The following is a 26,279-nucleotide window of genomic DNA, read 5'->3' as shown; positions in this document are numbered from 1 at the left end:
CTCACCCCGGGGAGCGCAGCCGCGCGAGGTGAGCGGCCGCGACGTCCCCCACGAGGTCCAGCGGCAGCTCGGCGGCGTGCGGGAACTTCAGCGTCCCCCGGCCGGAGACGTAGGGCGCCATCCGCTCGGCCAGCACGGGGTCGGCCGACACGTCGGGCAACGGGTAGACCGCCACGTGCCGGGCATACCCCGCGGTGTAGCAGACCGTCCGCCCGTCGAGGGTGAAGGTGAGGATGCCGTAGGAGATCTTCTCCTCCAGCCCCTCCGCCGTGGCGTGGACCCGCGCGCGGACGAGCTCCACCCGCTCACGCGCGGTCGGCGGCAGCGAGTCCAGGTATGCCGTGACGGCCTCGCCCTGGCCCATGGAGCCACAGTAGCCCTCCTATGCTCGGGTGCGTGGCCCCGACCGTGACCGACACCGCCCTGATCTTCGAGGGCGGGGGCATGCGGGCGTCCTACACCTCGGGCATGGTGGTCGCCCTGCTCGAGGCCGGGGTGCACCTGCCGTGGGTGGGCGGGATCTCGGCGGGCGCGAGCAACACGTGCAACTACGTCAGCCACGACCCGTGGCGGGCGCGGCACAGCTTCACCGACTTCGCCTCGGACCCGCGCTTCGGCGACTGGCGGTCCTTCGCCCGCGGGCAGGGGTGGTTCAACGCGCAGTACATCTACGAGGAGACCTCCCTGCCCGACCAGGCGCTGCCCTTCGACTGGGGGACCTTCGCGGCCGACCCCGCGCAGGTGCGGATCGGTGCCTTCGACGCCGTGGCCGGGGAGCAGGTGTGGTGGGGACGCGAGGACCTCATGACGCTGCGCGACCTCATGGTCCGCGTCCGGGCGTCCTCGACCATGCCGGTGGTCATGCCTCCGGTGAGGATCGACGGACGGGTCTACGTCGACGGGGCGCTGGGGGGCTCGGCGGGCATCGCGCTGGACGCCGCCCGCGCCGACGGCTACGAGAAGTTCCTCGTCGTGCTCACGCAGGAGCGGGGCTACCGCAAGAGCGGGCAGCGCGGCGACTGGTACCTCCGGCGCCACTTCCGCCGCTACCCCGCGATCCCGGAGGCGCTGGCGGCACGCCCGGCGCGCTACAACGCGGTGCGCGAGGAGCTGTTCGACCTCGAGGCGAGCGGCGCGGCCTACCTCTTCGTGCCCGATCGCATGCCGGTGGGCAACGGCGAGCGCGACGTGGAGAGGCTGCGGGCCAGCCACGAGGCGGGCCTGGCGCAGGCGCGCCACGAGATGCCCGCCGTCCGCGCCTTCCTCGGCCTGACCTGACCGACCCGCGAGGGGGTGCGGGCGCAGCCGTGGTGGCCGGGGCGGTCAGGCGTCGAGGAAGTCGCGCAGCAGCCCGACGAGCGCCTCGGGCGCCTCCTCGTTGAGCGCGTGCCCGGCGCCGTCGACGATCCGCAGCCGCGCGGAGGGTATGCCGTCCGCCAGCGCCCGGGAGCCCGGCTGGTTGACCTTGTCCTTGCCGCCGACGAGCACCAGGGTCTGCGCCTGGACCCGTCCGAGGGCCTCGGTGAGGTCGGCCGACCGGGTCACCTCCAGCGCCTGGAGCAGGCGCTCCTTGGACACCCCGGAGTCGGCCAGCCGCGAGGCCGGCACCAGCCGCAGCGCCGCCGACTGCGCCCGCATCGCCAGCCGGGGCGGTCGCACCTGCCCGGCGACGAGCACGAGCCGGCGCACCCGCTCGGGGAAGTCGGCCGCCAGCCGGGTGGCGACCATGGCGCCGTAGGACACGCCGCACACGTCGACCTGCTGCATGCCCTCGAGCATGAGCTGCTGGTCCAGCGCCGCCGCCGCGTCGGTCAGCCCGAGCAGCTGGGTCTCGGTCGGGCGGAGCCCGGGCACCCAGGGGGTGAGGAGCCGACGGCTGCCGTAGAGGGGGACGACGACGTCCTCCCACGCCATCGGCGCCTGGCCGACGCCGTGCAGCAGGACGAGCGGGGTGGCCGCCGCGGCCTCGCCCTCGCTCACCGGCCGCCCTCGTCCTCGACGCCCGGCGGCACGCCGTCGTCCTGGTCGGCCTCGTGGCCGTCCGCACCCTCGTCCTGGGAGGCCTCGCGGCCGTCCGCACCCTCGCCCTGGGAGGCCTGGTGGTCCTCACCCCCCGCGTCCCCGTCCTCCGGGTCGCTGCAGTCGTCCCGCCCGAGCTCGACCTCGGGCGCCGAGTCGAAGTCGCGGTCGCCCTCGCCCTCGGTGCGCGGCTCGACCTCCTCGCCCCCGCCCTGCGGATCGCTCACGCAGAACTCGTTGCCCGCGGGGTCGACCATGACCGTCCAGCCGAAGCCGTCCACGTCGTGCGTCCGCACCACGTCGGCCCCCAGCTCGACGAGGCGCGCCACCTCGGGCGCCCGGTCTCCCCCGGAGAGGTCGAGGTGCAGGCGGTTCTTGCCGGGCGAGACGCTCTCGACCCGTTGCAGCCCGATGGCCGGCGAGCCGGCCAGGACGACGAAGTCGCCCCAGTCGGCAGCGACCTCGGTCTGCAGGGCCTGGCCCCAGAACTCCGCCAAGGCCTGCGGGTCGTCGCAGTCGATCGTCACCATGGTCACCGCCAGCATGGCCCCATGGTGTCAGGTGCGGGCGGCCCGCACGGAATGCGGCGACCGCGCTCCCGGTTGACGGGGGGGACAGCACCGCCGACGAAAGGATCACGTATGCCCACGCGCACCGCACGAACCGACTGGACCGGCTCCCTGCAGGACGGCTCCGGCAAGGTCGAGCTCAGCAGCTCCAAGATCGGCACCTACGACGTGTCCTTCCCGAAGCGCGCCGCCGAGGACGCGGGCGGCACGACCTCCCCCGAGGAGCTCATCGCCGCCGCCCACTCCTCCTGCTACGCGATGCAGCTGTCGAACCTGCTCGCCGAGGCCGGCGGCACCCCGCGGGCCCTCGAGGTGAAGGCGGACGTCTCGCTGGGCGAGGACCCGGCCGGCGGCTTCAAGCTGACCGGCATCGCCCTCACCGTGCGCGGCGAGGTGGACAGCCTGGACGAGGAGGCCTTCGTCAAGGCCGCCGAGGACGCCAAGGCCACCTGCCCCGTGAGCAAGGCCCTCACCGGCGTCGAGATCACCCTGGACGCCGCGCTGGAGGCCTGAGCCTCCCGCGGACCCGGAGCACTGCCGGCCGGGGCGTCCACGTGGACGCCCCGGCCGGCGTCTTTCTGCGATGCTCGCGGGTATGCCGTCACCGCCCACCCCGCACGTCCGGGTCTCCCGGCGCCCCGACGGCGTCGCGCACGTCGTCCTGGACCGTCCGGACAAGCTCAACGCCCTCACGCTGCCGATGCTCGACGAGCTGGTCCGCACCGCGCGGGCGCTCGGCCGCGACGACGCCGTCCGGGCCGTCGTGCTGCGCGGGGAGGGGGACGCCTTCTGCGCCGGGCTGGACCTGCGCGCGGCGCTGCGCGACCCGGTCGGCATCGGGCACCGCTTCGTGCCGCGGCCGTGGCGCGGCACCAACGTCTTCCAGGAGGCCTGCTGGGTGTGGCGCCGGCTGCCGGTGCCCGTGGTCGCGGCCGTGCACGGCCACTGCCTGGGCGCGGGCATCCAGCTGGCGCTGGGCGCCGACCTGCGCACCACCACCCCCGACGCGTCGTGGTCGGTCCGGGAGGTGCGGTGGGGGCTGGTCCCGGACATGACCGGGACGCGCTCGCTGGCCGAGCTGGTCGGCCTCGACGTCGCCCAGGAGCTCACCCTCACCGGGCGTCTCGTGCCCGGCGCCGAGGCCGGGGAGCTCGGCCTGGCCACCCGGGTCGGGGCCGACCCGGTCGCGCTCGCGCACGAGCTCATCGCCCCCATGCTCGAGCACGACCCCCAGGCGCTGGCGGCCGCCAAGCGGCTGTTCCGGCATACCTGGACCTCTGGGCCCCGCGCCACCTTCGCGCGGGAGCGTCGTGCCCAGGTCCCGCTGCTGCGCCGCCTCGCCGTCCGCAGCGCCCGGGGTGACCTCCCCGGCCGGCGCGCGCCCACCCGGTGACCCTGCGACACTGACGCACCATGACCGACCCCTCCCCTGCCCGGGACGACGCGCGCAGCGACGGCGACGACCTCGGTGTCCTGCCGCAGATCCGCCGGACGTCACGGTGGAGCCGGGTGTGGCGACCGTTCTGGGTGCTGCCGATGACCTTCGTCGTCGTCGCCACCGTCGTCGGCGCGGTGCTGCCGGAGTGGGAGCAGAGCGTCGACGAGCACCTGCCCTTCGTCTTCCAGGGCGGGGCGGACGGCGCCCGCGGCATGCTCAGCACCATCGCCGGGGCGATGATCTCGGTGACCGGCCTCGTCTTCTCGATCACCATGGTCGTGGTGCAGCTCGCGAGCAGCCAGTTCAGCCCCCGGGTGCTGGACGACTTCCTCTCCAGCCGCATCACCCAGTCGACGCTGGGCATCTTCGCGGCGACGTTCACCTACGCGCTCACCGTGCTGCGCTCGGTGCAGGGCGCCTCCGGCGAGGCGTCGTTCGTCCCGCAGATCTCGGTCACGCTCGGCTTCCTCCTGGTGCTGGCCAGCGTCGGCACCTTCCTCGCCTTCATCCAGCACATCACCACCTCTATCCAGGTGTCCTCGATCGTCACGCACCTGGGCAGCTCCACGATGTCGGTCATCGACCGCTACTACCCGGTCGCCGACGAGCCGGCCGCCCGCCGCCCCGACCGGGAGTGGGACCCACCGGAGTCGGCGCCGGTGCTGCAGCTGGAGGCGGTGGAGCACGGCTACGTCGTGGAGATCGGCTACCGGCGGCTCGTCGACTGGGCGGCCGAGCACGACGCGGTCGTGCAGGTCCTCACCCCGGTCGGGCGCTACGTCACCGAGGGGGCGCCGGCGGTGTGGATCTACGGGCTGGCGCTGCCGGAGCGCCGGATGGTGATGAACGGCGCCGACGACGAGGAGCACCAGGAGCTGGCGGACCGCTTCGACCTCGGCGTGGTGCGCCGCGCGATCGTCGTGGAACGGGACCGGTCCTTCGACCAGGACCCCGAGGTGGGCGTGCGCAAGCTCGTCGACATCGCCGAGCGGGCCCTCAGCCCCGGCATCAACGACCCGACCACGGCCAGCCAGGTGACCAACGAGCTGCACCGCATCCTGCGCCTCATCGTCACCCGGCGGGACCTGCCGGCGGTCGTCGAGCGCGAGGGCCACATCCGGCTGGTGCACCGGCCGCAGCGCGTCGCGGAGGTCATCGACCTCGCGCTCGAGGAGCTGCTGCACTACGCCGAGGACTCGCTGCAGGTGCCGCGCCAGGTGCTCTTCGTCCTCGAGCGGCTGCGCCCGGTCGCGCTGCCGGAGTACACCGAGGTGCTCGACCACTGGGAGCGGGTGACCCGGCAGATCGTCCGGCGGGCCCGCGCCGACGACGAGAAGGCGTTCACCAGGGTCGGGCCGTGACCGCCTCCGCCACCGGGCTGGCGCTGCCGGCCGTGACCTGGACCGGCGCCGGGCTGGCGCTCGCGACGCTGGTCGGTGCGGTCCTCCTCGGCCAGGTCGTGCGGGTCCTCGTCACCCGGGCCCTGGCGTGGCGCGGGCGCAGCGCGGAGTCGGCACGGGTCTTCGGCCGGCTCACCGGCCTGCTGGTCGTCGCGCTGGGTGTCGGCGCCGCGCTGACCATCCTCTTCCCGAGCGTGCGGCCGGTGAACATCCTCGGCGGCGTCGGCGTCATCTCCATCGCGGCCGGCATCGCCTTCCAGACCGTGCTGGGCAACATGTTCGCCGGGATCGTCATCCTCGCGCGGGGCCGCTTCGGGGTCGGGGACCAGATCGCGGTGCTCGAGCACGCCGGGACGGTCGTGCAGATGGGGTTGAGCTCGACCTCCATCCGCACCTTCGACGGCCGGCTCGTGCTCGTCCCCAACGGCACGCTGCACTCCCACCCCGTGACGGTGCAGACCGGCTTCGAGGCCGTCCGGTCGGTGATCACCGTCGAGCTGGCCGACGACAACGACCTGGAGCAGGTGCGGACCGTGGCGGTGCGGGCCATGGTCGAGCTGCCCGGCGTGCTGGACGACCCGCTGCCCCAGGCGCTCTTCACCACCATCGGCACCCGCACCGTCGAGCTGGAGCTGCGCTTCTGGTCCGGTGCCCGTCAGCTGGAGACCAAGGAGGCCCGCGACGCGGTCATCCGCGCGGTGCTGCACGCCTTCCGGGACGCCGGGATCGAGACGTCCTCCGACGTCACGACGATCGGGGTGACCCCGCAGCTGCGCGAGCTGTGGGAGGGGACCCGGGGTGCCGACGCCCCGCGCCCGGGCTCCGGCCCCCCGACCGGTGACGGAGGCGGCATACCCTGACCTGCATGGACGGTCAGATCGAGGTCCGCGGCGCCCGGCTGCACAACCTGCGCGACGTCGACGTCGACCTGCCGCGGGACGCGCTCGTCGCCGTGACGGGGGTGAGCGGGTCGGGCAAGTCGAGCCTGGCGTTCGGGACGGTCCACGGCGAGTCGCAGCGGCGCTACCTCGACTCCGTCGCGCCCTACGCGCGACGCCTGCTGCACACCGCCATCGACCCGCAGGTGCGCGACGTGCACGGGCTCCCGCCGACGGTGGCGCTGGAGCAGGGCCGGTCGGGCGCCGGGGCGCGGTCCAGCGTCGGGACGGTCACCACCACCGGGGCGACGCTGCGGATGCTGCTGTCGCGGTGCGGGGCCTACCCCCCGGGCGCGCAGCGGCTGGACTCCGACCACTTCTCCCCCAACACCGCCGTCGGCGCCTGCCCGGGCTGCGGCGGGCTGGGGGTGGTGCACGAGCCCACGGAGGCCTCGATGGTGCCGGACGACACGCTCTCGATCGCGCAGGGCGCGGTCGCGGCGTGGCCGGGGGCGTGGCTGGGCAAGAACTACCGCGACATCGTCGCCACGCTCGGTCACGACGTCGACGCCCCGTGGCGCGAGCTGCCCCCGCCGACGCGGGAGTGGATCCTCTTCACCGACGAGCAGCCGGTCGTCACCGTGGTGCCGGTGCGGGACGCGGAGCGGATCAACCGGCCCTACCAGGGCACCTTCTCCTCCGCCGCGAGGTACGTGCGGCGCACCCTCTCCGAGACCAGGAGCGCCACCTCGCGGCGGCGGATGCTGCGCTTCGTCGAGACCCGGGCGTGCCCGACGTGCGGTGGCCGGCGGCTGCGGCCGGACGCGCTGGCCGTGACCTGGCAGGGGCTCGCGGTCGACGAGGCCGCGGCGCTGCCGGTGAGCGGTCTGGTCGAGACGCTGCGGGCCCGGCAGCGGGCGCTGGGCGGAGGGGACGGTGCCCCGGGCGCCCCGGGGGTGGAGGGACCTGTCGTGCCGACCGGGAGCCCGGTGACGGCGGTGGCCGAGGCGGTCGCGGACGGCCCGGACGCACGCACGCAGGCCGAGTCCCTGCTGGTGGCCGATCTGCTGGGGCGCCTCGAGCTGCTGCTCGACCTCGGGCTCGGGCACCTGTCCCTGGACCGCCCGGCGGCGGCGGTGTCGACCGGCGAGCTGCAACGGCTGCGGCTGGCGACCGCCCTGCGGTCGGGACTCTTCGGGGTGGTCTACGTGCTCGACGAGCCGTCGGCCGGGCTGCACCCCCGGGACGTGGACCAGCTCCTGGAGCTGCTGCGCGCGCTGGTGGCCGCCGGCAACACCGTGGTGGTCGTGGAGCACGACATGGCCGTCGTGCAGCGGTGCGACTGGGTGGTCGACGTCGGCCCGGGGGCCGGGCGCCACGGCGGGCAGGTCCTCTGGTCCGGTCCGGTCGACGGGCTGGCCCGCGTGGAGGGCTCGCCGACCGCCGCCTACCTGCACGAGCCCGTGCACGCGGGCGAGGTGCTGGGTGACGCCGGGCGGGGCGAGCGGGCGTCGACCGGGACGCTGGAGCTGCGGGGGTTGGTGCGGCATACCGTCCGGGGGGTCGACCTCGACCTGCCGCTGGGGGTGGTCACCGTCGTGACCGGGGTGTCCGGGTCGGGCAAGACCAGCCTGCTCGAGGCGGTGCACGACGTCGTCGGCGGTCGGCTGGCGCGGGTGGAGGACGTCGAGGGCGAGGGCGCCGCCGACGACGGGGACGAGGGGCCCGGCGACGGCGCGGCCGAGCGCTCCGGGGGCGAGGTCCGTGCGGTGGGCGAGGGGGCTCCGGTGCGGGTGGTGCGGATCACCCAGAAGCCCATCGGCCGGTCACCGCGGTCGACGCTCGCGACCTACACCGGGCTGTGGGACGCGGTGCGCCGGGCCTTCGCCGCGACCCCGGAGGCGGAGGGGCGCGGCTTCACCGCGTCGCGCTTCAGCTTCAACACCACCGTGGGGCAGTGCCCCACCTGCAGCGGGGAGGGCGCGGTGGCGGTCGAGCTGCTCTTCCTGCCGGGGACGTACGCGCCGTGCCCGACCTGCCACGGCGACCGGTTCGGGCCGGAGACGCTGGAGGTGCGGTGGCAGGGGCATACCGTCGCCGACCTGCTGCGGATGAGCGTGCGGGAGGCACGCGAGGCGCTGGGCGGTCTCCCCGCGGCGGCCCGAGCGCTGGACGCCCTGGACGCGCTGGGGCTGGGCTACCTGCAGCTGGGCCAGTCGGCGACCGAGCTCTCCGGCGGGGAGGCGCAGCGCATCAAGCTCGCGACCGAGCTGCAGAAGCGACGGCGCAGCGCCACGCTCTACCTCTTCGACGAGCCGACCACCGGGCTGCACCCGGCCGACGTGCACCGCCTGCTGGCGCAGCTGCACGCCCTGGCCGGTGCCGGGCACACCGTCGTCGTGGCCGAGCACGACCCGGCCGCCGTGGCGACCGCGGACGTGGTCGTGCAGATGGGTCCCGGCGCCGGGGACGCCGGCGGCCGCGTCGAGGAGGTGCGGCGGAGCCGGCCGGGGCCTAGACCGACAGCTCCCTGACCGACGTGGTGACCCGCCCGCCCTCGTTGCGCAGGAACAGGATGTGGCCGAAGTCGAGCCTCGACCAGCCGTCGGTGTCCTCGGTCAGGGCCTCGGAGGCGAAGATCGCGCCGGTGGCCTCCTCGTCCCCGTCGCTCGTCTCGAAGGCGTACGTCGAGGTGTCCTGGTCGAAGCCCGTCCCCCTGAGGTAGTACATCGGCTCCAGGAGCATCGAGAGGCTGTGCTCGTCCGTGCCCGGCTCGGCCTGGCGCAGCTCCTGCCAGTCGCCGCTCGGGTCGGTCTCGCCGTGGAGCCCGAGCCCGCCGTTGACCCCGATGACCCGGTCCTGCGACACCAGCGCCAGCTTGAGCTTGGTCAGGCCCGGCAGGCCGAGGGTGTCCATCGCGTCCGCGACGAGCCGGATGAGCTGCTCCACCGCGCGCTGGACGTCCTCGTCCTCGTCGCCGTCGAGCAGCGAGAGCAGCAGCACGTAGATGAACTCGGTGTCCGTCGAGCCCGCCATCTGCTCGAGGTACTCGTCCTTGCAGTGCTGCAGCAGCTCCCGCTGCAGGATCTTCCAGCCCGGCAGGTAGCCGTTCTGCGCGACGATCCAGCGCGTCCCCTGGAACGAGAACGGGTGGCAGTTCTCGTCGGCGAGCACGACCTTGGCGTCGTAGGCCGCCGCCCGCACGTGCGCCAGCATGGTGCTCGCGCGCAGGCTCGGCACGATGCGCTCGACGTTGTCGTCGTAGAACGCCGCCATGGGCCGGCGGTAGATGAACGGCTCCTCCGGCTTGGCCAGGTGCTCACCCCACGCGCCGAACCCCCACCCGGCCAGCTGGAGCTCCGGGTGGCTCTCCGGGTCGAGGGCCTGGTTGACCAGGCTGTTGGCGGGGGTGAGGAGCAGGTTCTCCAGCGGGGTCTCCGGCCCGATGAAGGCGAGCACTCGGCACATGGGGGTCCTCTACTGACGGTGGGGGTGGGTGCCGACAGCCTAGGGCCCGCACCGGGTCAGTCCCGCAGCGGCGACCCGACGACGTCGAAGCTGAACCCGCCCATCCGGCCGGACAGCAGCGGACGGGCCTCCTGGATCGACGCCTGCACGCTCTCCAGACCCAGCGAGGCCTCGTGCGCCGAGGCGGACGTCCAGAGCTCGGCGACGAAGACGGTGTCCGGGCTGTCCTCGCTGACACCGACCTCGTAGAGCAGGCACCCGGCCTGCTCGAGCTCGGGCGAGCGGCGGGCGAGGATCGCGACGAGCTCGTCCCGCCTGCCGGGGACCGCGTCCAGGGTGCCGACGTTGGCGAAGGTCATGCGCCCGACGCTACAGGGGACCACCGACGGACGTCCTGAGCACCGGCGCCCCCTGCCGCAACGCCCGCGGGATCTCCGCGACGGCGTCCACCCGCTCGACGAGGCGGGTCCGGTCCGCCGCGGACGCGCGCGCGTCGAGGTGCACGGCATACCTCACCCCGGTGGAGCGCCAGTCGTCGTCGAAACCGCCGTCGGCGGTGACGGCCACCCCGTCCACCTCGATGCCGAGGGTCTGCGCCTCCCGGTAGGTGTCGTTGAGCACGCAGAGCGCCACCGACAGGTGCAGCAGCTGCGCCCCGTTGGTCGCGGGGCCGGCGACGACGCCCTCGTCCGTCCACGCGTGGGCCAGCACGATCCCCTCGGCGGCGCGCAGCGTGCCCGCCGTGGCACGCACCCCCAGGGGCGACAGGTCCATGGGGCCGACGGTACTCCTGCGGCGCGGCTCCCGGCAGGCGTCGGCCGCCGGTCCTCCTGCAAGGATGGGGGTATGCGGATCGCGATCCTGGCCGGGGGCAGCCGGGGCGACTACCAGCCGGTGCTCGCGGTGGGCCGGGAGCTGCGCTCGCGCGGTCACCAGGTCGGGGTCACGGCCTCCAGCGACTTCGCCGCGAGCATCCACGCGGCCGGGCTGGACCTCGAGGAGGTCCGGGTCGACGCCATGCGGATCTACCGCGAGGGGACGGTCGCCCAGATCATGGCCGGCGCCGACCTCGGCCGGCAGGTCGCCGCGCTGCGCCACCAGGCGGAGGCGATGGCCCCCGAGCTGGCCCGGGTGCTGCTCGACCTGTGGCCCCGCTACGACGCGGTCGTGTCCACCGCGCTGACCTTCGGGTGGGCCGGCCAGCTCGCCGCGCGCGACCCGCGCCCGCACACGCTCATGCTCTTCGTCCCCGCGCTGCCCTCGACCTGGGGCGACGCGAGCATGTTCGCCACCCGACCCGGTTGGTCCGCCCGCAACCTCGTCGACGGGCTGCGCGCGCTGCGCCCGGCCATGGCGATGGGCTCGCCCGTCGCCGCGGCCCTCGCCGAGCGCGGTGTGCCGCACGGCTCCGGGGTGCGGGCGGCGCGGCATACCCTGGGGGTGCCCACCTTCGTCGCGCACACGCCGCAGGTGATCGCGCCGCGCCGGGTCAGCGGACGCCGCATCGTGCTCACCGGCTACCCCTTCCGCGACTCCCCGGGCGGCGCCCGGCTCGGCCCCGGGCTCGAGCGCTTCCTCGAGGCGGGGCCCGCGCCGGTCTACGCCGGCTTCGGCAGCCAGAGCCTCCCCCAGACCCGCGAGGCTCTGAGGCACGCCGTCGAGGGTGCGCTCGCCGCCGGGCACCGCGTCGTCGCGCTGCGCGGCACCGGCCTGCCGGAGCGCTACGACGAGCGCGTCCACTTCCTCGACGACGCCCCGCACGACCTCCTCTTCCCCCGCACGGCCGCGATCGTCCACCACGGGGGCGCGGGCACGACCGCCGAGGCGCTGCGCTCGGGGGTGCCGCAGGTCGTCGTGCCGTTCGCCCTGGACCAGCCGTTCTTCGCCCGGCGGGTGCACGAGGTGAATGTCGGCACCGCGCCGGTGCCGGTCGGGCAGACCTCGGTCGAGGCGATGAGCGCGGCCTTCACCACCGCCACCGGGTCCCCGCTGCGCCGTCAGGCGGCGCTCGTCGGCGCCCGGGTGCGGGCCGAGCGGGGCGTCGAGCGTGCGGCCGACCGGATCGAGGCAGCCTTCGACGTCTGACCGCGCCACGCCCTGCGCGGGTCAGGAAGCGCGTCCGGTGTGGTCTGACCGCGCGTCCGGTGCGGTCTGACCGCGCGTCCGGTGCGGTCTGACCGCGCGTCCGGTGCGGTCCTAGCGCGCGTCCGGTGCGGGGGTGACGCGGAGGACGACGTCACCCTCGCCGTTCGAGGTGGTCACCCACAACGCCCCGTCCTCGTCCAGGGTGAGCGAGCGCAGGCGGCCGTAGTCACCCTCGAGCTCGGCCATCCGGTCCTCGCCGACCACCTGCTCGCCGTCGACCCGCAGCACGCCGACACCGGAGTCCTTGAGCTCGGCCACGGCGAGCGCCCCGTCCCAGGAACCCCACTGCTCCCCCTCGAGGAAGGCGGCGCCGCTCGTCGCGTGCGTCCGGTCCCCGCTGCTCCATGCCGCCTCGACCGCGTCGGGGAAGCGCTCGGTGTCGGTCATCGGCACCGACTCGTCGTAGCCCGGGCCCGGCGCCCAGCCGTAGTTGGCGCCCGGCTCGAGCACGTTGACCTCGTCGTCGACCGACGATCCGTGCTCCACCGACCAGATCGTCCCCGTCCCCGGCTGCGCCGCGAGCCCCTGCACGTTGCGGTGGCCGTAGGTGAGGATCCGCGGGTCGCCGTCGACGAACGGCGCGTCCGCCAGCGGCTCGCCCTCGGGCGTCACCGCCAGCACCTTGCCACCGAGGGAGTCCAGCGACTGCGGGTTGGTCGCGTCGGCCGCGTCTCCGGTGCCGACGTAGAGGACGTCGTCCTCCAGCAGCAGCCGGCAGCCGCCGTGCCGCCCGGAGGTGATGGGCATGCCGTCCACCACCACGCCGTCGGCGCTGGCGCTCTTCGCGCCGTCGTCCAGGGTCCACCTCGTCACCCGGACGTCCTGCGGCTGCCCGCCGGACCGCGTCGCGTGGCAGAGGTATGCCGTGTCCCCCTCCGGCGAGAGCGCCACCCCCATGAGCCCGGACTCGGAGCCGACGAAGAGGTCGGGGATGTCGATCGCCACCTCCCGCACCTCCCCGCCGTCCAGCGCCAGCAGGCGGCCCCCGCGCTCGGTCACCAGGGCGGTGCCGTCGGGCAGCAGCTGCACGTCCCACGGCAGCGTGAGGCCCTCGGCGACGACCTCGACGTCCAGGGCAGGGACGGGGTCGTCGGCGACGTCCTCGCTGCCGACCGACGCGTCGTCACCCGCCTCGGCACCCTCGCCCGAGCCGGCCGCGCAGCCCGCGAGAAGGAGCGACGCGGAGGCGAGGAGGAGCAGGCCACGCGCACGGCGCTGATGGTCACCCATCCCTCGACCGTACCGGTGGGCGTTCAGCCCGGCAGGTCGAGCACCTGCACCAGACGGTCCACCGAGCGTCGCGCCTGCCGTTCGTAGACCGCGCTGCGCGGGTGCCCCTCGAGCCCGGCCCGGCGCAGCGCGTAGGCACTGAGCTGGAAGGCGTGCGCGAGCGCCAGCTGCTGCGCGTGCCCGAGCTCACCGGGCGACAGGGGCCAGGCCCAGCGGGCGCGGACATCGACGAGGGTCTGCCCCGGGTCCGCGGAGAACAGGTGCAGTCGTGCGGCGTCGAGCATGACCGGTGCGACACCGGCGCGTTCCCAGTCCACGAGCACGAGACCCTCGGGGGCACGCAGCACGTTGGAGGCCACCAGGTCGCCGTGGCACCACGACGTGGTCACCGTGCCGCCTGCGTCCAGGAGCCCACCGACAGCCTCGTCGACAAGGGGCGGCACGATGCCGGTCCGCACCGTCTCCTGCCACCGCGCCCGCCGCGGGACGTCCCACCAGTCGACCAGCCGCAGCTGCTCGACGCCGTGGCCGACGTGCACCTGACGCAGCCGTTCCAGCAGCTCGGCCGCCGCGGTCGCCAGGGAGACACCGGTGGCCAGCGGGGCGCCGTCGACCCACCCCTCGACCAGCCAGCAGGCGCCGTCCGGCAGCACCCCGTGGGCGACGAGCGGGGGGATGAGGTCGGGGTCGCTGGCCCCCACCACCCGGTGGGAGGCGCGGATCCGGCCCAGCCGCGCGAGGTCCCCCGTCCCGTCGACCGCCAGGGTCAGGCGGGGCGAGGCGTACGCCGCCCTCAGCTTCACCCCGCCGAGCAGGGCGAACTTCGCGAGCACCACGGCGTCCGCCGAGACCGGCGACGCCACGCGCTCGACGCCGTTCGGCGGAGCCGGGGAGGCCGGCAGCAGGCTGCGCACCAGCTCGGGGGCCGGGGCCGGCAGCAGGGCACGGCCCTGCGCGACGAAGGTCCGTGGCAGGAGTCGCCGTGGCAGGTCGGAGGCGACCCGCTCCACCTGCCGCACCAGGTCGAGGGCCACGACGTGCGGGTCGGCCCGCCACGCGGCCCGTCGGGTCCGGGACGCCTGCCATCCCCTGCGCCCTCGCGCGACGGCACCCCGCGTGTGAGCCAGCACGCCCTGGGGTCGGGTCTGGCCCCCGGGGGGCCGGTCGCCCGACGGTCCCTGCGGCATACCCGCTCCTCTCCTCGGCGACGACCCCACCACGGACAGAGGAGAGGACAATGAGAAGACGGTCCCCGGAGGAGGTGGCGAGGCCGCGGGGACGGCATACCCTGAGGGGCGTGAGCACCCACATCGCGGCCGAGCCCGGCCAGATCGCCCCCCGTGTCCTCCTGCCCGGCGACCCGCTGCGCGCCCGCTGGATCGCCGAGAACTTCCTCGACGAGGCCGTCTGCTACTCCGAGGTGCGCGGCATGCTCGGCTTCACCGGCACCTACCGCGGCGAGCGCGTCTCGGTGCAGGGCACCGGTATGGGGCAGCCGTCCGCCTCGATCTACGTCAACGAGCTCATCAGCGAGTACGACGTGCAGCAGCTGGTCCGCGTCGGCTCCTGCGGGGCGCTCACCGAGCGGCTCGCGGTCCGTGACGTGGTCCTGGCGCAGGCGGCGGCGACGGACAGCTCGATGAACAGCCTGCGCTTCGGCGGCTACCACTACCCGGCCACGGCGGACTTCGGGCTGCTGCGCGCTGCGGTGGAGGCCGCCGAGGCGGCCCAGGCCCCGCACCTGGTGGGCACGGTCTTCTCCTCGGACAGCTTCTACCACTCCCGGCCCGAGCTGACCCAGAAGGTCGTGGAGTACGGCGTCGTCGCGGTCGAGATGGAGGCCGCCGAGATCTACACCCTCGCCGCGCAGCACGGCCGGCAGGCGCTGGCCGTCTGCACCGTCTCCGACCACATCGTCACCGGCGAGGAGACGAGCGCCCAGGAGCGCGAGCAGACCTTCGCCGACATGGTCACCATCGCCCTGGACGCCGCGCTGGCGACGCCGCTGCCCGCCTAGCGGACGGCATACCCCCCGGGCCCCCCGGGCCCCTCGCCCGTCCGTTCTGGACATAGGTTTCTGGGCGACGGGTCCCAGAAACCTATGTCCAGAACTGTAGGTCAGCCCTGCAGGAACGCTCGGACGTCCCGCGCGAAGCGCTCCGGGTGCTCCAGGTGCGGGCTGTGCCCGCAGTCCTCGTAGACGACCTCGGTGACCTCGCCCGCGCGCTCGAGCACCGCGCGCACCTGGCTCACCATGGGCTGCGTCGGGCAGACGTCCTCCCCCGGGTAGCCGGGCACCGCGCCGAGCCTGCCCAGCTGGGCGAGGTCGAACATCGAGGTTTCGGAGACGATCTGGTCGGCGTCGCCGCGGATCCAGAGCACCGGCGGGGCGGGGTCGAGGTCGGCGAAGCCGGACTGGTCGAGGTACTTCGGGGACAACGCGTTGTTCATCCCCGTCGTCCCGGGTGCGACGCCGGGCCAGTTCTCGCTGGTCGTGGTGTCGCCCGGGTAGACGTCGTCCCCGACGCAGGTCTGCAGCATCGCGTCCAGGTATGCCTCCTCCACCTCGGGCGCGAAGGTGAACCCGGGCCTGACGTAGAACGTGCGCAGCGTCGTCCGCGGGCTCGTCGGCTCCTCGCCGCGGTCCCCCGCCCTGAGCGCCTCGCAGAACGCCGGGTTGGCCGTGCCGCCGCCGCTGCCGGCGAAGTCGTGGGCCACCGGGCGGCCGTCGAGCCCGGTGCTGCCGCCGAAGCCGAACGGGCTGCCGGGCGCCTCGAGCACCAGGCGGCGCACCCGGTGCGGGTGGTCCATCGCCAGCTGCAGCGCGACGTTGCCGCCGGCCGACCAGCCGAGCACGTCCACGGCGCCCTCGACGCCCAGGGTGTCGAGCAGCGCCGCCACGTCGTCGGAGAGGTCGGCCATCCCCCGGGTGGCGTCGATGGTCGCCCGGGCGGAGTCGCCGTAGCCGCGGAAGTCGGGGGCGAGGACGTGGAGGTCGGCGGCGAGGTCCTCGATGAGCCGGTCGAAGAAGGCAGAGGAGGAGACGTTGCCGTGGATGAGCAGCAGCGTCGGCGCGGCGGGGTCGCCCGCCTCACGGACGGCGGTGGTGGTGCGGGCGGTCTGCACGGGACGCGCGGCGGTGGTCATGCGCGCATCCTGCCAGCCCCCGACCGCCGCCGCACCCCCCTCGGAGCGACGATGTGCCGACGGGCGGCACCGCCCCCTGGGCGGCGGCCGCCACCCTCAGACGGGCAGGCCGTCCTCGAGCTCGCCGGCGCCGCCGTCGAGCACGGAGCGCAGGTGCCGCGCGACGTAGGGCGCGACGTGCTGGTCGACGTCCTCGGGCCGCACCCAGTGGACCGCCCGGAGCTCCGAGCGCTGCAGCATCGCCCGCTCCGCGAGGTCCGGGTGGGTGCCGAGGTCGTGCACGAGCAGGAGCGCGTCGTCCCACTGGCGGTAGGGCGGCAGCCAGTTGACGGTGAGCAGCTCACCGACGGGCAGGTCCACCCCCAGCTCCTCCCGGACCTCGCGCCCGATCGTCTGCCGGGGCGACTCGTGCGGGTCGACGACCCCGCCGGGCAGGTCCCAGTCGGTCTTGTAGGTCAGCTCGCACAGCAGCACCCGGCCCTGGTCGTCGCGGACCAGGCCCTGCGCGATGAGCCGTTTGCGCGGCAGCGTGGCGTTGAGCATGCCGAGGAAGGCCCCCGGCTCGCCCGGTGCCGGGTCGTCGACGAGCCGCGCCAGCCGGAGCAGGTCCACGGGGACGCCCCGGCCGTCGGTGCCCCGCCCACGGCTCACGCCCTCCGGCCGCAGCCCCGCCCGCTGGAGCGTGCGCCGGGTGTCGGCGTCGTCGGCGCGGACCTCCGCCTCCACCCGGTGCCGGCCGGCGGCGAACGCCTGCTCGACCAGCGCCAGCAGCACCCGGACGGACTCCTCGGGGTCCCGGTCACGCAGCCCGGACAACCCGGCGAGCATGACCACGCCGTCGGTCACGGCGCGCAGGCGCACGGCGGCCGGCTCGACGTCGGGTGACGCCGGGGCGGAGGGCTCGACGGACGGCATACCCTCAGGCCTCAGACGTGGCGCCGGCTGGTGATGACGCGGAAGCGGTTGGCGACGAAGGCGGCGTCGGAGTAGGCGGCGTTGGCCGCCGGGTTGGCGCCGGTGCCGTGGAAGTCGGAGAACGCGGCCGTCTGGTTGACGAAGATCTGACCGGTGAGGTTCTCCGAGAGCGCCACCCCGGCGTCCGCGGCGGCCTCGCGCGCGTCGTCGAGCACCTCCTCGTCGGTGGAGTAGACCGCCGCCGTCATGCCGCCGTGCTCGCTCACGGTCTGCGCGAACCGGTGCAGCGAGTCCTCGGTGCCTGCGGTGCGCACGACGAAGGCGACCGGCCCGAAGCACTCGGTGGTGTAGGCCGCCTCGTTGCCGGCGTCGACCCCGATGAGGGCGGGGGTCCGGACGACGGCGTCGGGGTAGGTCGGGTGGGTCACGGCCCGGGAGTCGAGCACCACGTCGCCGCCGAGCTGCTGGGCCAGGGCGGGGATGTCGGTGGCCCGGCCGCGGACCTCGTCGTTGACGGTCGCTCCGAGGATCTCGACCGCCTTGGCGTCGTCCCCGGTGAACCGGCTGATCGCCTCCCCGAGCCGGCCCGCGAACTCCTCGGCGGTCAGCTCGCCCTCGTCCGTGCGGACGGTGGGCGGGACGTAGACGTTCTGCGGGGCGGTGCACATCTGGCCGGAGTAGAGCGAGAAGGAGAAGGCGAGGTTGCCGAGCATGCCGCGCAGGTCGTCGGTGGAGTCGACGACGACGGTGTTGAGCCCGGCCTTCTCGGTGTAGACGAGCTTGCCGGCGCCGGCGGCCTCGGTCTCCAGCCAGTGGCCGAAGCCGGGACCGCCGGTGTAGTCGATGATCTTGACGGCAGGGTGCAGCGCCAGGTCCTTGGCCAGGGTGCCGCCGTCGTCCTCGGCCGCCAGCTGGACCAGCGCCGGGTCGAAGCCCGCCTCGGCGAGCACCTCGCGGGCGATCTGCACGGTGATCGCCAGCGGGAGGACCGCCTGGGGGTGCGGCTTGACGACGACCGGGTTGCCGGTGGCCAGCGAGGCGAAGATGCCGGGGTAGGCGTTCCACGTCGGGAAGGTGTTGCAGCCGATGACGAGCGCGACGCCGCGGGGCACGACGCGGTAGTCCTTCTGCATGCGGATGGGCTCGCCCTTGGCGGGCTTCTCCCAGGTCACCGAGGCGGGGACGCGCTCCTGCTCCTCGAGCGCCACGACCACGGCCTCCAGCGCCCGGTCCTGGGCGTGCGGGCCGCCGGCCTGGAAGGACATGACGAACGGCTGTCCCGAGGTGTGCATGACGGCGTGCGCCATCTCGTGCGAGCGCGCGTTGATCCGCTCGACGACCTCGGTGAGCACGGCCGCGCGGACCTGGGCCCCGGCGTCGCGCCAGGCGGGCGTCGCGGCCCGCGCCGCCTCCATCGCCGCGTCGACGTCCAGCTCGGGGTAGCGCACGCCCAGCGTCGGGCCGTAGGGGCTCTTCTCCGAGCCCACGCCGCGCCCGGTGGTGGGCTGCCCGGCGAGGCCGTCGAACTCCTTGTTGAGCGCCTCCTGGTGGGCGAGCTGACCGCGCTCCGGCGCGCCCTCGCCATACACCCGGGGACTGGGCGACTCGGGGTAGCGGCTGTAGTAGCTGCGCTCCCGCAGCGCCCGGGCCGCCGCCTCCAGGGTCTCGCGGTGGGCGTCGAGGAGGGGGTGCACGGAGGACGTCGTCGCGGTCTCAGCCATGATCCTCAGGGTAACCGCGGCCTTCAGCGGTCGCGCAATCACCGGCCCGCCCGCTCGGTGCCGCCCTCCCATGACAGAGGCGGGACGGTTCTGACCCAGGAGGTCCCGTGGGAGTCGGGACCCCTGACGAGTCCCACGGGACCGTAGGCGGCGGCACCCCCGTCCACAAGCCCACCCGGCGTCAGGCCGCCCACCCTGACTCCCGGAGGGCGGCGGCGATCTGGTCCAGGAAGACCTCGGGATGCAGACGCCACCCCAGGACCGGGATCTGCAGGCTGACCACGCCGCGGTCCCCGATCGCGACGGCGTTGCCCCGCACCGCGTCGTCCACCCCGGTCAGGCCCCACAGGTGGTGCGCCCCCTGCACCTCCGCGTGCACGGCGTAGTCGTCCCAGAACAGGTCCAGGTAGACCGTGCCCGTGGAGGTCGACCGCACCTGCTGCCGCGAGGGCTCGGGCAGGCCCCGCGCGCGACAGGCCCGCACGACGTCGAGCTCGTTGAGGGAGTGGGCCCCGTCGCACACGTCACGGATCACGAGGTCCAGGACGGCACGTCGCCTCGAGCGGGCCGTCTCCGACCACCGTTGGAGGACGGCAGAGGGGGCGACCAGACGTTGCTGCACGGTCATCGCGACCAGGGTGGTGGCCGCCCGGTCGGAGCGGGCCCACTCGGCACCCCGGAGGACGGCCACCTCCGGCTTGGTGCGCCGCAGGCCGACAGGGATGGCGGGGCCGATTTTCCTCAGGTGGTGGTGACGCACGCCCGGCACCTCGGTGACGGTGGCGTTGCGGGGCAGGGAGACGTGCACGAACGGTTCCTCCCAGTGCTTCAGCCCGGCGGCGAGCAAGGCGCTCGGGCCGTCGAGGACCGCCCTCGGGCCGGACTCCCATATCGCGCGCCACAGCAGCCCCTCTCCCCGAGGGCGGTCGGTACCGATGCAGATCGTGTGCCGGCCGGCGGCGTGCCAGACTCCGCGGTCCACCTCGGCACGGACGTCGTGGTCGGTGAGGCCAGCGGCGAGCAGGTCCGAGCGACGGACGACGCCGTCATGCCGTCGGGCCAGGTGACGTCCCACCTCCTGGCGCCACGCCCGCCGCCTCGCTGCGACGGATATCTCCCGTCCCATCAGGCCCCCCTCCGCGCACTCGCGACCGCACGCGTCCCCGTCTGAGCCGGCCGTGCTCCGTCGACTCGCCCTGGCCTCAGCCTGGCACGCCTGCCGCCTCCCACCGGAGAGATGTCCACAGACGCCAGGAGGTCCCGTGGGAGTTGGCACCCTGCCCGACTCCCACGGGACCTCCTGGTGCGGGCGCCGGCCGGGCGGCGCGACGACCTCGTATGCGCTCAGGCGACCGGCTGCTGCAGGTCCACCGACCAGCCGGCGCCGGCGCCGTCGAAGGGCGTGACGTCGTACACCTCGCGGCAGGTGCCGGTCGGCGTGAGCCCGCGGGCCTCGACCTCGGCGACCAGACCCTGCCAGGCCTGCTGGATGCCGGACAGGTCCTGCCCGGTGTAGCGCACGGTGAGCGCTCTCGGGGCGGGCGGGACCGTCGCGGACTCGAGGCCGTCGGGCGTGGGCGCGTCGCCGATCTGCTCGGCGGCGGCGGCGATCATGCCGTCGCCGTCCAGGGTGTAGGTGGCGACACCGGGTCCGCTGCGCGGCAGCGCCCCGACCGCCGCATCGACCTGCTGGAACATGCCGCTGATCTCCTCCTCGACCTGCGCCATCTCCTCGATGTGCACGGACAGCTGCACCAGGCTCAGCCCGGGCAGGGACGTCTCGACGTAGTCGGACATGGGGTTCTCCTTCTCGATCGACCGGAGCCTCGCCTCGATGGCCGCGAGCCGCTGCCCGTCGGCCGAGATCTGCCCGCGGAGCTCGTCGCGGCGGGCGCGCATGAGCGCGACGACCTCGGCCTCGCTCAGCTCCCCGTCCAGCAGCACCCCGACCTGCTCGAGGGTGAACCCGAGCTCCTTGAGGCCGACGAGCTGGTTGGCGCGGGCGAGCTGGGCGGCGGCGTACGAGCGGTAGCCGGTGAACGGGTCGACCCGTTGCGGGCGCAACAGACCGAGCCGGTCGTAGTGGCGCAGCATCCGCACCGAGACCCCAGCCAGACGGGCGAACTCTCCGATACTCAACATGACAACCCCACTCCAGAGCCTGACACCGTGTCAGAGTCAACACCAGGCGCGGGCGGCGCTGCCGGGCTGGCACCATGGGCGCGTGACCGACGACGACACGCACCAGACGGACGGCCCGCACCCGCTCCTCGACCCGCCCGAGCAGGTGCCGGTCGCAGTGGTGGGTGCGGGCGCGATGGGCGCAGGCATCGCGCAGGTGGCGGCCCAGGCCGGGCACCCGGTGGTCCTCGTCGACGCCCAGCCGGGGGCGGCGGACGCCGCGCTGGAGGGACTGCGCCAGACGTTCCGGAAGCTGGTCGACAAGGGCAAGGTGACCGAGGAGGACGCCGAGGCGACGCTGTCCCGCATCACGCCGCTCACGACGTCGGACATGACGACCGTGCCGGCCGTGCACCTCGTGGTCGAGGCGGTCGTGGAGCACCTCGACGTCAAGCGGGCGATCTTCCGGCAGCTGGAGCGCGCCCAGGGGCCGCGGACGGTGCTCGCGAGCAACACCTCGTCGCTGTCCATCGACGACCTCGTCGGCGAGGCGACCACGGGACACGACGCGGCGATGCACGGCGGCACGTCCCCCGCGATGACCCACCCCGGGCGGGTCCTGGGGCTGCACTTCTTCAACCCGCCGCCGCTCATGAGGCTGGTCGAGGTCATTACCGCCCGCACGTCCGACACCGAGGTGCTCGACGCCGCGTCCGAGCTGGTGCGCCGCTGGGGCAAGGTGCCGGTGCGGTGCACCTCCACGCCCGGCTTCATCGTCAACCGGGTGGCGCGACCGTTCTACGGCGAGGCGCAGCGCATGGTCGCCGAGGGCCTGGCCGACCCCGCGTCGATCGACCTGGCGCTGCGGGGGGCCGGGTTCCGGATGGGGCCCTTCGAGCTCACCGACCTCATCGGGCAGGACGTCAACCTCGCCGTGGGCGAGTCGGTGTGGCGGCAGACCGGTGAGGACCCGCGCTACGCCCCGACGGACTGGCAGCGCGACCTCGTGCGGGCGGGCCGCCTCGGGCGCAAGACCGGGCGCGGCGTCTTCGAGTATGCCGACGGCCGGGCGGTCGACGCCGACCCCGACGCGGGGCGCGCGGCCGAGCTCGTCGGGGGACCGCTGCAGACCGACCCGGTCGCGCGGACCCTGGCCATGCTCGTCAACGAGGGGGTCGACCTCGTCCACCGCGGCGAGGCCACGGCCGAGGACGTCGACACCGCCATGACCCTCGGCACCAACTACCCCCACGGCCCCTTCGGCTGGCTCGAGCAGCTCGGCGCGGAGACGGTCCGCGGCCAGCTCACCGAGCTCGACCGCCTCTACCCCGGGGGCCGCTACCGACCGAGCGAGGCGCTGTGAGCGACACCGACCTCACCCACGTCCGCCGCATGTGGGAGCAGGACCGGGCCTCGGCGGCCCTCGGCATCGAGCTGCTGGACGTGGAGGTCGAGACCACCGGGTCGGGCCGACGGCTCGGTCGCGCGCGCACCCGGATGCGCATCACCGACACCATGGTCAACGGCCACGCCATCGCCCACGGCGGCTACGTCTTCGCCCTCGCCGACTCGACCTTCGCCCTGGCCTGCAACGCGACCGGTCGCACGACGGTCGCCGCCAGCTGCGACATCACGTATCTCCTCCCCTCCCACCTCGACGACGTCCTGGTCGCCACCGCCCGCGAGCGCGTGACCTACGGCCGCAGCGGCATCACGGACGTCACGGTGTGCCGTGCCACCGACGGTGCCGTCGTGGCCGAGTTCCGCGGCCACTCCCGGGCGGTGCGCCCGGCCTCGTGACCGCGGTGCACCGGCGATGACGGCGACGGCGCCGCTCGGGCGGCCGCAGCGGGAGGCGCTCCGGCGTCGCCTCCTCTCCCTGGGCCTCGGCGAGCTGAGCGCCGCGACGGTGTTCGTCCTCCTGGCCGTCTCGGTGGTCGGCCCGCGCTGGACCGACGACCAGGCAGCCACCCTGTGGTGGGCGCTGGGGCCGCTGACGGTGGTGCTGGTCCAGGCGGGCGCCTACTGGCTCCTCGCCCGGTCGTGGGTCGGCAGGGGCACCATGCGGCGCCCGGTGGCACGGACCTACCGCGTCGTCCGCGTGCTCGACCCGGTGCTCCTGGCGCTGGGCCTGGTGATGATCCTCGTCCACGGCGGTCCCGACCCCGGGCCGTGGCTGCTGACGCTGGGCGTCTGGGCCTTCGCGGCCCTCGAGTACGCCAACTACTTCCTCGTCCGCCTCTCCTACCCACCGACGACCTGGGCCCGCGAGGTGACGTCGTGGCGCACGCCGCGGCTCGTCCGGGACCTCCGCGCGACCGACCGCGCGGGAGGGCGCTGACCCCGGTCCCTCGTCGCCCCGGCGGCGACGGCATACCCTGCCGTCATGGCGTCGCAGCAGCTGCCCGAGATCGAGCCCCGACCCGACCTCCACGACGAGGCGGAGACCTGGTCGGTCGACCAGCTCCGCAGCACCCAGCTGCAGCGGCTCCAGGACGGCGTGCGGCGCGCCTACGAGGGCGTCGGGCACTACCGGCGCCGGCTCGACGAGCGTGGCGTCCACCCCGACGACATCCGCACCCTCGACGACATCCGCCTGCTGCCCTTCACCACCAAGGCCGACCTGCGGGAGAACTACCCCTTCGGGATGTTCGCGGTGCCCCGCGAGCAGTGCGTCCGCGTCCACGCCAGCTCCGGCACGACCGGCCGCCCGACGGTGGTCGGCTACACGCGGGGCGACATCGACACCTGGGCCGGCCTCGTCGCCCGGTCGCTGCGCGCGGCCGGCACCCGCCCGGGCGACCTGGTCCACGTCGCCTACGGCTACGGCCTGTTCACCGGCGGACTGGGCGCCCATTACGGCGCCGAGCGGCTGGGCTGCACCGTCGTCCCGATGAGCGGCGGGCAGACCGAGAAGCAGCTGCAGCTCATCGAGGACTTCGGGCCCCGCGTCATCATGGTGACGCCGTCCTACTTCCTCGCCCTCGTCGACGCGATGACCGAGCGCGGCACCGACCCGGCGGACACCTCGCTGCAGATCGGGGTCTTCGGCGCCGAGCCGTGGACGGAGGCCATGCGCGCCGAGATCGAGCAGCGCTGCGGCATGCACGCGACCGACATCTTCGGCCTGTCCGAGATGATGGGGCCCGGCGTCGCGCAGGAGTGCGTGGAGACCAAGGACGGGCTGACGCTGTGGGAGGACCACTTCTACCCCGAGGTCGTCGACCCGCTGACCGACGAGCCGGTGCCGGACGGCGAGGAGGGCGAGCTCGTCCTCACGGCGATGACCCGCGAGGCCATGCCGGTGCTGCGCTACCGCACGCGCGACCTCACCCGGCTGCTCCCCGGCACCGCCCGGCCCGGTATGCGGCGGCTCGCCAAGATCACCGGCCGCAGCGACGACCTCATGATCGTCCGGGGGGTCAACGTCTTCCCCACGCAGATCGAGGAGCTGGTGCTCGCCCTGCCCGGGCTGACGCCGCACTTCCAGTGCGTCCTGTCCCGGCCGGGGCGCATGGACCAGCTGACCATCAACGTCGAGGGCGAGCCGGGCCTGGGTGCGGACGCGCGGGACCGGCTCGCGGGCGAGCTCGCCCGGCAGGTCAAGGACCGGATCGGCACCACGGCCCAGGTCGTCGTGCTGGCCGAGGGCGGGGTCGAGCGGTCCGTCGGCAAGGCGCGGCGCATCGTGGACCAGCGCGAGGGCTGAGCGAGGACCCCGCCCGTGGACGCCCGGGGGTGGGGGGACGGCTAGCGCGAGAGCGGGCAGGCGGTGCGCGCCTGCTTGTAGCGTCCCTGCTCGGCGGCCTCGAGGTGGGGGTGCCAGGGCGGCAGCTGGTCGCGGACCAGGGCCTGGATGAAGTCCTCCGCCGGCGGCGGGTCGGAGGTCGGCAGCCCGGCGTCGCGCAGGCAGGAGTCGGCGACGAGGTACTCCTGGTAGCGGGCGGTCAGCTGCAGCCGGCTGGACCGGTCCAGACCCGGCCCGAGGGGGTCGGCAGGCTGGGCGCGACCCTCCTGGGGCGGTGTCTCCCGGACCTCCTCGGCGGGGGCGGCGGTGACCGGGGAGTCCAGCACCAGCTGGGCCCGGCAGCGCTGGAGGTCGCGGTCGCGCTCCCCGGCCTGGACGCCCTGCCGGGTGGCCGCGAGCCCGCCGCCCCCGTCACCGTCCCCGGGCACCACGCTCACCTCGTAGCCGAGGTCCGTGAGGCAGGCGGAGTACAGCTCCCGCCAGACCGACCTGGCCTGCTCGCCCGGGAGGGTCGCGGCCGCGGTCAGGGGCAGCTCGATGGCCTCCGCGTCCGTCGGCCCGACGTCCTCGCCAGCAGCAGGTCCGGCCGTCAGTGGCGCCGGCTCCGACCAGGAGAGGCTGAGCGCCGACACCGCCAGGGCCACGACGCCCAGGGCGCCGGTCCCCCGGAGCGCCAGCCGACGACGGCGGGACCGCCGCCCCCGCTCCCAGGTGGACCGGGCGAGGTCCGGCTCGAGCACCTCGTCGCCCGCCAGGTGCAGCAGGCGCGGCAGGTCCTGGCTCCTCACGCGCTCCCCCTCTCCTCGTCGCGCACGACCCGTGGCACCCAGCCGTCCAGGTCGGGCAGCAGCGAGCGCAGCGTCCTCATCGCGTCGCTGGCCTGGCTCTTGACGGTGCCCCGCGAGATCCCCAGCGTCGTGGCGATGTCGGCCTCGGACAGGTCCTCGTAGTAGCGCAGCACGACGACGGCACGCTGCCGCGGCGGCAGCAGCATCAGCGCCTGCCGCACGGCTGCCCCCTCGACCCAGCCCTCGACCGGCTCCCGCGTGCGGAACCGGGCCAGGTCGCCCCCCGGGTCCTGGTGGTCGACGAGGCGCTCGCGCCGGGTCCGCCGCCACCGCGAGACGGCGTCGCGGTAGAGGATCTGGCGCACGTAGGCCTCGGGCGCCTCGTCCCGCAGGCGCTCCCACCGGCTGGCCAGCTTGACCAGGGCGTCCTGCAGCAGGTCGTGGGCGAGGTGCTCGTCGCCGCAGACGAGGTACGCCGCGCGCAGCAGCGCGCCCTGGCGGGCGGTGACGAAGGCGACGTAGTCGTCGCCGGCGCGTCCCGGCATACCGCCTCCTCCTGTGCCGCGGTGCCTCATCCTCTCCTGGAACGCCCCGGGCACCCCCGGAGGTTGGGCGGACGCCGGCGACGAGGTCGACCCGCCGTCGGCCCCGCCCAACCTGGGTGGGCCTCCCGCGCGTTGGGAGCACATGGC

The 26,279-nt window shown here is 74.6% G+C and carries 27 protein-coding genes; 12 read left to right on the top strand and 15 right to left on the bottom strand.

Translation table 11 applies throughout. From position 1 onward, the window contains the following. Nucleotide 1: 1 nt before the first annotated feature. Entirely contained in the window at nucleotides 2-364 is a 363-nt protein-coding gene (locus tag FHD63_RS01360; RefSeq protein WP_139719491.1) for an iron chaperone, read from the bottom strand. A 32-nt stretch (nucleotides 365-396) separates the two neighbouring features. On the opposite strand from FHD63_RS01360, the gene FHD63_RS01355 reads away from it, so the two are divergent. Continuing rightward, nucleotides 397-1,278 (top strand): patatin-like phospholipase family protein, encoded by an 882-nt coding sequence (locus FHD63_RS01355; RefSeq protein ID WP_420853111.1) that lies wholly within the window; start codon nucleotides 397-399, stop codon nucleotides 1,276-1,278. Nucleotides 1,279-1,323: 45 nt separating this feature from the next. Here FHD63_RS01355 and FHD63_RS01350 read toward each other — a convergent pair whose 3' ends face one another. Further along, entirely contained in the window at nucleotides 1,324-1,980 is a 657-nt protein-coding gene (locus tag FHD63_RS01350) for an alpha/beta fold hydrolase (RefSeq protein ID WP_139719487.1), read from the bottom strand. Next, entirely contained in the window at nucleotides 1,977-2,564 is a 588-nt protein-coding gene (locus FHD63_RS15875; protein WP_158296678.1) for a VOC family protein, read from the bottom strand. The genes FHD63_RS01350 and FHD63_RS15875 overlap by 4 nt, the downstream gene beginning before the upstream one ends. Nucleotides 2,565-2,660: 96 nt before the next feature. On the opposite strand from FHD63_RS15875, the gene FHD63_RS01340 reads away from it, so the two are divergent. From FHD63_RS01340 to FHD63_RS01320, 5 genes are all read left to right on the top strand, one after another. Further along, nucleotides 2,661-3,101: an OsmC family peroxiredoxin gene (locus FHD63_RS01340; protein ID WP_139719485.1), complete on the top strand. Its 441-nt coding sequence runs from the start codon at nucleotides 2,661-2,663 to the stop codon at nucleotides 3,099-3,101. A gap of 82 nt (nucleotides 3,102-3,183) precedes the next feature. After that, nucleotides 3,184-3,981: a crotonase/enoyl-CoA hydratase family protein gene (locus FHD63_RS01335; RefSeq protein WP_139719483.1), complete on the top strand. Its 798-nt coding sequence runs from the start codon at nucleotides 3,184-3,186 to the stop codon at nucleotides 3,979-3,981. A gap of 20 nt (nucleotides 3,982-4,001) precedes the next feature. After that, nucleotides 4,002-5,387, top strand: coding sequence for a DUF2254 domain-containing protein (locus FHD63_RS01330; RefSeq protein WP_139719481.1), 1,386 nt, complete (start codon nucleotides 4,002-4,004; stop codon nucleotides 5,385-5,387). Beyond that, entirely contained in the window at nucleotides 5,384-6,286 is a 903-nt protein-coding gene (locus FHD63_RS01325; protein ID WP_139719479.1) for a mechanosensitive ion channel family protein, read from the top strand. Before FHD63_RS01330 ends, FHD63_RS01325 begins: the two co-directional genes overlap by 4 nt. Before the next feature lie 5 nt (nucleotides 6,287-6,291). Continuing rightward, complete coding sequence (locus FHD63_RS01320) at nucleotides 6,292-8,838, top strand: excinuclease ABC subunit UvrA (protein WP_139719477.1); 2,547 nt, start codon at nucleotides 6,292-6,294, stop codon at nucleotides 8,836-8,838. Here FHD63_RS01320 and FHD63_RS01315 read toward each other — a convergent pair. From FHD63_RS01315 to FHD63_RS01305, 3 genes are read right to left on the bottom strand one after another with little or no spacing between them, the layout of a single operon-like run. After that, entirely contained in the window at nucleotides 8,819-9,772 is a 954-nt protein-coding gene (locus FHD63_RS01315) for a class II glutamine amidotransferase (protein ID WP_139719476.1), read from the bottom strand. The two genes, FHD63_RS01320 and FHD63_RS01315, sit on opposite strands and share 20 nt — an antisense overlap. A gap of 56 nt (nucleotides 9,773-9,828) precedes the next feature. After that, complete coding sequence (locus tag FHD63_RS01310; protein WP_139719475.1) at nucleotides 9,829-10,131, bottom strand: putative quinol monooxygenase; 303 nt, start codon at nucleotides 10,129-10,131, stop codon at nucleotides 9,829-9,831. A 10-nt stretch (nucleotides 10,132-10,141) separates the two neighbouring features. Then, on the bottom strand, nucleotides 10,142-10,546 hold the full coding sequence (locus FHD63_RS01305; protein ID WP_139719473.1) for an OsmC family protein: 405 nt from the start codon (nucleotides 10,544-10,546) through the stop codon (nucleotides 10,142-10,144). Between the two features lie 72 nt (nucleotides 10,547-10,618). On the opposite strand from FHD63_RS01305, the gene FHD63_RS01300 reads away from it, so the two are divergent. Further along, on the top strand, nucleotides 10,619-11,857 hold the full coding sequence (locus FHD63_RS01300; protein ID WP_139719471.1) for a glycosyltransferase: 1,239 nt from the start codon (nucleotides 10,619-10,621) through the stop codon (nucleotides 11,855-11,857). A gap of 111 nt (nucleotides 11,858-11,968) precedes the next feature. Here the strand turns inward: FHD63_RS01300 and FHD63_RS01295 are convergent, their stop codons facing one another. After that, nucleotides 11,969-13,147 (bottom strand): PQQ-dependent sugar dehydrogenase, encoded by a 1,179-nt coding sequence (locus tag FHD63_RS01295; protein WP_139719469.1) that lies wholly within the window; start codon nucleotides 13,145-13,147, stop codon nucleotides 11,969-11,971. Nucleotides 13,148-13,170: 23 nt separating this feature from the next. Continuing rightward, complete coding sequence (locus tag FHD63_RS01290) at nucleotides 13,171-14,334, bottom strand: phosphotransferase (protein WP_139719467.1); 1,164 nt, start codon at nucleotides 14,332-14,334, stop codon at nucleotides 13,171-13,173. A gap of 110 nt (nucleotides 14,335-14,444) precedes the next feature. On the opposite strand from FHD63_RS01290, the gene deoD reads away from it, so the two are divergent. Next, nucleotides 14,445-15,164, top strand: a complete 720-nt coding sequence (deoD, locus tag FHD63_RS01285; protein ID WP_139719465.1) for a purine-nucleoside phosphorylase — start codon at nucleotides 14,445-14,447, stop codon at nucleotides 15,162-15,164. Nucleotides 15,165-15,265: 101 nt separating this feature from the next. On the opposite strand, the gene FHD63_RS01280 is transcribed toward deoD, so the two are convergent. The 5 genes from FHD63_RS01280 to FHD63_RS01260 form a co-directional block, all read right to left on the bottom strand. Then, the gene (locus tag FHD63_RS01280; RefSeq protein ID WP_139719463.1) at nucleotides 15,266-16,294 is read right to left on the bottom strand and encodes an alpha/beta fold hydrolase; all 1,029 of its coding nucleotides are present in this window, start codon (nucleotides 16,292-16,294) and stop codon (nucleotides 15,266-15,268) included. Nucleotides 16,295-16,390: 96 nt separating this feature from the next. Then, the gene (locus tag FHD63_RS16415) at nucleotides 16,391-17,209 is read right to left on the bottom strand and encodes an NUDIX hydrolase (protein ID WP_238705722.1); all 819 of its coding nucleotides are present in this window, start codon (nucleotides 17,207-17,209) and stop codon (nucleotides 16,391-16,393) included. An 11-nt stretch (nucleotides 17,210-17,220) separates the two neighbouring features. Further along, nucleotides 17,221-18,930, bottom strand: coding sequence for a phenylacetic acid degradation protein PaaN (gene paaN / locus FHD63_RS01270; RefSeq protein ID WP_139719461.1), 1,710 nt, complete (start codon nucleotides 18,928-18,930; stop codon nucleotides 17,221-17,223). Nucleotides 18,931-19,111: 181 nt separating this feature from the next. Beyond that, entirely contained in the window at nucleotides 19,112-20,056 is a 945-nt protein-coding gene (locus FHD63_RS01265; protein ID WP_139719459.1) for a hypothetical protein, read from the bottom strand. A gap of 218 nt (nucleotides 20,057-20,274) precedes the next feature. After that, nucleotides 20,275-21,072, bottom strand: coding sequence for a MerR family transcriptional regulator (locus tag FHD63_RS01260; protein WP_139719457.1), 798 nt, complete (start codon nucleotides 21,070-21,072; stop codon nucleotides 20,275-20,277). An 82-nt stretch (nucleotides 21,073-21,154) separates the two neighbouring features. Here FHD63_RS01260 and FHD63_RS01255 point away from each other — a divergent pair, with 82 nt between their 5' ends. From FHD63_RS01255 to paaK, 4 genes are read left to right on the top strand one after another with little or no spacing between them, the layout of a single operon-like run. Beyond that, nucleotides 21,155-22,414 carry a 3-hydroxyacyl-CoA dehydrogenase NAD-binding domain-containing protein gene (locus tag FHD63_RS01255; RefSeq protein ID WP_238705721.1) on the top strand — a complete coding sequence of 420 codons (1,260 nt, stop codon included), beginning with the start codon at nucleotides 21,155-21,157 and terminating at the stop codon, nucleotides 22,412-22,414. Next, a complete protein-coding gene (paaI, locus tag FHD63_RS01250; protein WP_238705720.1) occupies nucleotides 22,411-22,851 on the top strand; it encodes a hydroxyphenylacetyl-CoA thioesterase PaaI in 441 nt (146 codons plus the stop codon). The genes FHD63_RS01255 and paaI overlap by 4 nt, the downstream gene beginning before the upstream one ends. A 16-nt stretch (nucleotides 22,852-22,867) precedes the next feature. Continuing rightward, nucleotides 22,868-23,392 carry a hypothetical protein gene (locus tag FHD63_RS01245; protein WP_139719454.1) on the top strand — a complete coding sequence of 175 codons (525 nt, stop codon included), beginning with the start codon at nucleotides 22,868-22,870 and terminating at the stop codon, nucleotides 23,390-23,392. A 45-nt stretch (nucleotides 23,393-23,437) separates the two neighbouring features. Further along, nucleotides 23,438-24,760 carry a phenylacetate--CoA ligase PaaK gene (gene paaK / locus FHD63_RS01240; protein WP_174964879.1) on the top strand — a complete coding sequence of 441 codons (1,323 nt, stop codon included), beginning with the start codon at nucleotides 23,438-23,440 and terminating at the stop codon, nucleotides 24,758-24,760. Between the two features lie 41 nt (nucleotides 24,761-24,801). Here paaK and FHD63_RS01235 read toward each other — a convergent pair whose 3' ends face one another. Continuing rightward, a complete protein-coding gene (locus FHD63_RS01235) occupies nucleotides 24,802-25,587 on the bottom strand; it encodes a hypothetical protein (RefSeq protein WP_139719452.1) in 786 nt (261 codons plus the stop codon). Continuing rightward, nucleotides 25,584-26,132 carry a SigE family RNA polymerase sigma factor gene (locus tag FHD63_RS01230; RefSeq protein ID WP_139719450.1) on the bottom strand — a complete coding sequence of 183 codons (549 nt, stop codon included), beginning with the start codon at nucleotides 26,130-26,132 and terminating at the stop codon, nucleotides 25,584-25,586. Before FHD63_RS01230 ends, FHD63_RS01235 begins: the two co-directional genes overlap by 4 nt. Nucleotides 26,133-26,279 lie beyond the last annotated feature (147 nt).

It is taken from the genome of Serinicoccus chungangensis (genome assembly GCF_006337125.1).
Lineage (GTDB): Bacteria > Actinomycetota > Actinomycetes > Actinomycetales > Dermatophilaceae > Ornithinicoccus > Ornithinicoccus chungangensis.
This window is presented reverse-complemented; position numbering and strand designations above follow the sequence as displayed.